Raw genomic sequence first — 5,515 nt, forward strand, 5'->3', positions numbered from 1 at the left:
CGCGGTAGTTATCTCGACACCGCCGGCGTGGTGCTGTGCGTCATCATGATGTCCATCTCCGCGCTGTTTTACGTCATCGGCGGGCAATACCTGGTCAGCATGCTGCTGCGCCTGGTGCCGGTCTCGGGTTATGACATCGGCGTGGATGCGGTCAAGTTTCTGGTGCTGCCGGTATTGGTCGGAGTCGTGAGCGGCATCGGTTCGAGCACGCGTCTGTACCGCACGTTTTTTCTCGAGGAGATCGGCAAGGATTACGTTCGCACCGCGCGCGCCAAGGGTCTGTCGGAACTGCGCGTGTTGTTCCGTCACGTGCTCAAGAACGCCATGATTCCGATTCTGACCGGCGTCGTGGTCGTGATCCCGCTGCTGTTCACCGGCAGCCTGATCATGGAGTCGTTCTTCGGGATTCCCGGCCTGGGCAGCTATACCATCGATGCCATCAACTCGCAGGACTTCGCCATCGTGCGCGCCATGGTGTTCCTCGGCTCGCTGCTGTACATCCTGGGGCTGATCCTGACCGACATCACCTACACGCTGGTGGACCCGCGCGTGAGGTTGAGCTGACGCTATGCCATTCCAGCTCGAATTCCTCTGGACCGATCTTCTGATCTACCTGCTGCTGGTGTCGGTGATTGTCTTCGCGTTCTACACCCTACGCCACGAGCACCTACGTGTGCCCTGGCGGCAGGTAGCGCGTCGGCCGATGGCCATGGCTTCCCTGGTCATCTTGTCGGTCTACGTGGCCGTGGGACTCATGGACTCGGTGCACTACCGGCCTTTGCTTGAGACCAAGATGCAGGGTGAGCGGGTCTACTCGAACGAGGTATTGAGTCTGCTGGACAAGATGACGACACGCCTACGCACGCGCCTGGAGAAAACCTATTCCGCGCCGTTTGCCGTGCAGGCCTACACCAAGGAAACCATGGAGTATCCCGACGGTCGCCACGCGCGGGAATATCCACGCCTGTTATACGGCGGGGCGCATCTGCAAGACCCGGACGAGCGCGCGGCCGACATTGCGCGGCGGGTTGGCCTTGCCACGCTGGCGGGTCTAGCGTTGTGGATACTGCTGGTCGCGGGTTTTCTGTTGTTGTGGCGCGAGCGCATGGAATCGTGGATTGAAGCGGTTCGCCGACTCGTGCGCGGCGATAGTCAAGTACCGTGGCGCGCCGTCTGGGTGACGACGGGCATTTTGATTGTGCTCACCATGAACGTCGTCAGCCTCTCGCAGGTCTATCACATCCTCGGCACCGACCAGGTGGGCCAGGACGTCTTTTACAAATCCCTGAAAAGTATCCGCACCGGTCTCGTGATCGGCACGCTCACCACGCTGGTGATGCTGCCGTTCGCCGCCGTGTTCGGCATCATGGCCGGTTATTTCCGCGGCTGGGTGGATGACGTCATCCAGTACACCTACACGACACTGAGTTCGATTCCCGGCGTGCTGCTGATCGCCGCCGCCATCCTTAGCCTGCAGGTTTATGTCGGCAACCATCCCGACTCGTTCCATAGCGCGACGGAGCGGGCCGACATCCGGCTGTTGTTCCTGTGTCTGATCCTCGGCGTGACCAGCTGGACCAGCCTGTGCCGGCTGCTGCGCGGGGAGACTTTGAAGCTGCGCGAGATGGATTACCTGCAGGCCGCGCATGCTTTGGGCTCAAGTCACGCGTCGGTCATGGCGCGTCATATCCTGCCCAACGTCATGCATATCATCCTCATTACGGTGGTGCTGGATTTCAGCGGGCTGGTGCTGGCCGAGGCGGTGCTGTCGTACGTGGGGGTGGGCGTGGACCCGACCATGGACAGCTGGGGAAACATGATCAACAGCGCGCGGCTGGAAATGGCGCGCGAGCCAGTCGTTTGGTGGAGTCTGGCCTCGGCGTTTGTGTTCATGTTCGGGCTCGTGTTGTCGGCGAATCTTTTTTCCGACGCGGTACGGGATGCGTTTGATCCGAGGTTGCGGAAGTGACAAGCATGCGACATGTTGATGCTTCATTGTTGAGCGGCCTTCGGCCGTACTCAAAACCTAATTGCGGGTGGCTCCGCCCCTGCACCCTGGGTCGCTTTTCTTTGCTTGCCCAAAGAAAAGCGACGAAAAGAAAGGGCACCCCCTGGTCGGCGCCCGCCAACACCGCGGGTTCCCTCGCGCCGCGTTTGCCTCAGGGGGTGCGCATACGGCGCATCCCTGCGCCGGATGCGCACGCGCGGGCTTCCCGCCCGCGCCTCTGCGGGCCCGTGCTTCGGCTTCACGCGTCACTCGGCTTGACCAAGGGGGGTTTGAAAACACCTCTGCGTATCGGCCTGAGGTGGGTTGCTCCCACCCCCGTCGAAGCGATCCGAGCACCGAGCAAGGCCGGGAGTCTTCGCGAGATTTTTGATCGAGCCCGAGGCGCGTTGTGTGCGCCCGGCGAGTTAGGCGAGCGCCCGGCTGAAGCGAGGCGCGCAGGGTACCGCGAGCGATGTATGCGAGCGGCGAAGCGACCGGGGCGTGTTTCTTTTGGTTCCTTTTCTTTGCACGAGCAAAGAAAAGGAACCTGCCGTGGGTCAGCCACCCACAAGTATGCGTCGCCGCAGGCGACACAAAACCACGCGCAGGGAACGAAGCCTACAAACACGGCCGAAGGCCGCTCGACCTGCCATCGCCTCTGGAGGCGCCATGAGCACTAAAGAACTGCTCAGAGTCGAAGGTCTCAAGACCTGGTTTGACACGCCGGAAGGCATGGTGCGTGCGGTGGACGGCATCGACTTCCATATAGCGCGCGGCGAGACGCTGGCACTGCTCGGCGAATCCGGCTGTGGCAAATCGATCTCGGCCCTGTCGCTGCTGCAGCTTGTGCCACAACCCGCCGGCCACATCGCCGCTGGCAGCGTGCGTCTGGACGATCAGGACGTGCTGACGCTGCCCGAACGCGACATGCGCAATATTCGCGGCAAGCGCATTGCCATGATCTTCCAGGAGCCGCAGACCTCGCTCAACCCGGTACTGACCATCGGCGAGCAGATCAGCGAAGCGCTGCCCGCGGCCGACAGGCAGACACGTAAGCAATGTCGCGCCAAGGTAGCGGAACTGCTGGCCGCGGTCGGCATTGCCGATGCCGACCGGCGCTACGACGAGTATCCGCATCAACTCTCTGGCGGCATGAAGCAGCGCGTCATGATCGCCATGGCGCTGGCGGCGCAGCCCGACCTGCTGATCGCGGACGAACCGACCACGGCGCTCGACGTCACGATCCAGGCGCAGATCCTGGGCTTGCTCAGGGAGCTGCAGAAAAAGACCGGCATGGCGATACTGCTCATCACCCACGACCTCGGCGTGGTGGCGGAGATGGCCGATCGTGTATCCGTCATGTACGCGGGGCAGATAGTTGAATCCGCTTCGCGCAAACAGTTCTTTGCTTCACCCAAGCATCCGTATTCGCGCAAGCTGTTCCGCTCCATCCCCGGACGCGGGCAGCGCGGCGCGGCGCTGGAGGTGATCGCCGGCAGCGTACCATCGCTGCGGCAGACATTCCGCGGCTGCCGGTTTGCCGACCGCTGCGATCAGGCCTGGGAACTCTGCCGCAAGAAAGTCCCTGGCTGGACGACGCAGAACAGCCGGGGTGTACGCTGCCACCTGTACGATGACACTGTTTCGGCGCCACCCTCGACGGTCAAATCCCGCCGTACAACCAGAAAGGCACCGAAAGCAGATACCGGCAAGGCAGGTGAAACGCTGTTGCACGTGGCCGACCTCAAGGTGCATTTCCCGATAACCAAGGGTGTGTTCCAGCATGTCGTGGGTCACGTGAAGGCGGTCGACGGAGTATCGCTGGACATCGCGCGCGGCCGCACGCTGGCGCTCGTGGGCGAATCCGGTTGCGGCAAGACCACCGTCGGCAAGGGCATTTTGCAACTGGTGCCACCCTCGGCGGGACGCGTGGTGTACAACGGCCGGGAACTCACGCAACTGAAGGGAAATGAATTGCGGCCGTTGCGACGCCACTTCCAAATTATTTTCCAGGATCCTTATGCCTCGCTCGACCCGCGCATGCTGGTCGGCGAGATCCTGGAAGAGGGCATGCGCGCCCAGGATATCGGTGCCAACCGTGTGGAACGGCAGGTCAGGGTGGCGGAACTGCTGCAACAGGTCGGATTGCCGTCCGAGGCGCGTCAGCGCTACCCGCATGAGTTTTCCGGCGGTCAGCGCCAGCGCATCAGCATCGCGCGGGCGCTGGCGGTCGAACCGGAGCTGATCGTGTGCGACGAGCCCACCAGCGCGCTCGATGTGTCCGTCCAGGCCCAGGTCCTGAACCTGCTTAAGGGCCTGCAGGACGATCTGGGTTTAAGCTACCTCTTCATCACGCACAACCTGTCGGTGGTGGAGTACCTGGCGCACGAGGTGGCGGTCATGTATCTCGGGCGCATCGTGGAACGCGGGCGCGTGGACGAGGTGCTGGAGAGTCCGAAGCACCCGTACACTGAAGCGCTGTTGTCGGCGGTGCCGGTGATCGAGGCGAAGGACCGCCGCACCATCATCCGCCTGCAGGGTGACATGCCCTCGCCGAGCAATCCTCCGGCGGGCTGCCATTTCCATCCGCGCTGTCCGCAGGCGATGGATATCTGTCGCCGGCAATATCCCGCGACAACGGAATTCAGCGGCACGCATGAGGCGCGTTGCCATCTGTTCACGACGGGGAAGAACTAAAAGAAAACGGAACGGCTAGCCGTTCGGCGTGGAGACTTCGATCGAGGCGGTCGGGGTACCGCCGGTCCAGATTTTGAGCTTCTGCCCGCGACGCAGCACATCGCTCATCTGCATGAGGTTCCACTTCGCCAATTGGCCAGCCACCACGTTGTAGCGGCGCGCGATGCTCGACAGGGTCTCGCCGCGGCGCACGCGGTGAATGACCGGCTCGCCTTGGGCGGCACGTGAAGTCGAAGCGCGGTAGGCGGTGCGAATCACTTCCGGCTTCAACGGACGGGCGGAAATCGGAATCAGCAGGTCCTGGCCGCTGCGCAAAAGGTTGCTACGCAGGCTGTTGGCGGTGCGGACCACCGGTACGGTGACGCCATAATGGCGCGCGATCTCATGCAGGCTGTCGCCGCGTTTGACGACATGGTGAAGCCACTGAACCCTTTCCTCTTCCGGCAAGTTGCTCAGTCCCGCGATCAGGGCATCTTTCTTGTTAGCCGGCACCAGCAATTGGTGCGGACCGTTGGGGTCGGTGGCCCAGCGCGTGTAGCCGGGATTGATGTCGTGCAGGTCGTCCACCGGCATGTCCACCAGTCTGGCCACCACGCCGAGGTCAATCTGCGAGCCGGTCTCGACCGTTGCAAAATAGGGTTCGTTCGGAATGCTGGCCAGCTTCACGCCGTACTTGTCCGGGTCGGCGACGATCCTGACCATGGCCATGAGCTTCGGCACGTAATGTTGCGTCTCGCGCTTGAGCTTGAGGTACTCGTAATCCGTGGATTTTCCCTTGCGCTCGTTGTATTTCATCATGCGCCCGATTTTGCCTTCGCCCGCGTTGTAGGC

4 protein-coding genes are annotated in these 5,515 nt (G+C 62.4%); 3 read left to right on the plus strand and 1 reads right to left on the minus strand.

Going from position 1 to position 5,515, the window contains the following annotated elements; translation table 11 throughout:
* The 3 genes from ACC569_RS13635 to ACC569_RS13645 all read left to right on the plus strand — a co-directional run.
* The coding region (locus ACC569_RS13635; protein WP_372524083.1) for an ABC transporter permease at positions 1-564 on the plus strand (564 nt) is incomplete at its 5' end.
* Positions 565-568: 4 nt separating this feature from the next.
* Entirely contained in the window at positions 569-1,969 is a 1,401-nt protein-coding gene (locus ACC569_RS13640) for an ABC transporter permease (protein WP_372524084.1), read from the plus strand.
* A 687-nt stretch (positions 1,970-2,656) separates the two neighbouring features.
* The gene (locus tag ACC569_RS13645) at positions 2,657-4,684 is read left to right on the plus strand and encodes a dipeptide ABC transporter ATP-binding protein (RefSeq protein ID WP_372524085.1); all 2,028 of its coding nucleotides are present in this window, start codon (positions 2,657-2,659) and stop codon (positions 4,682-4,684) included.
* Positions 4,685-4,699: 15 nt separating this feature from the next.
* Here the strand turns inward: ACC569_RS13645 and ACC569_RS13650 are convergent.
* Positions 4,700-5,515 (minus strand): LysM peptidoglycan-binding domain-containing protein (locus tag ACC569_RS13650; RefSeq protein ID WP_372524086.1); only part of this gene is annotated, 816 nt, incomplete at its 5' end.

It is taken from the genome of Sulfuricaulis sp., assembly GCF_041499725.1.
Taxonomy (GTDB): Bacteria; Pseudomonadota; Gammaproteobacteria; order Acidiferrobacterales; family Sulfurifustaceae; genus Sulfuricaulis.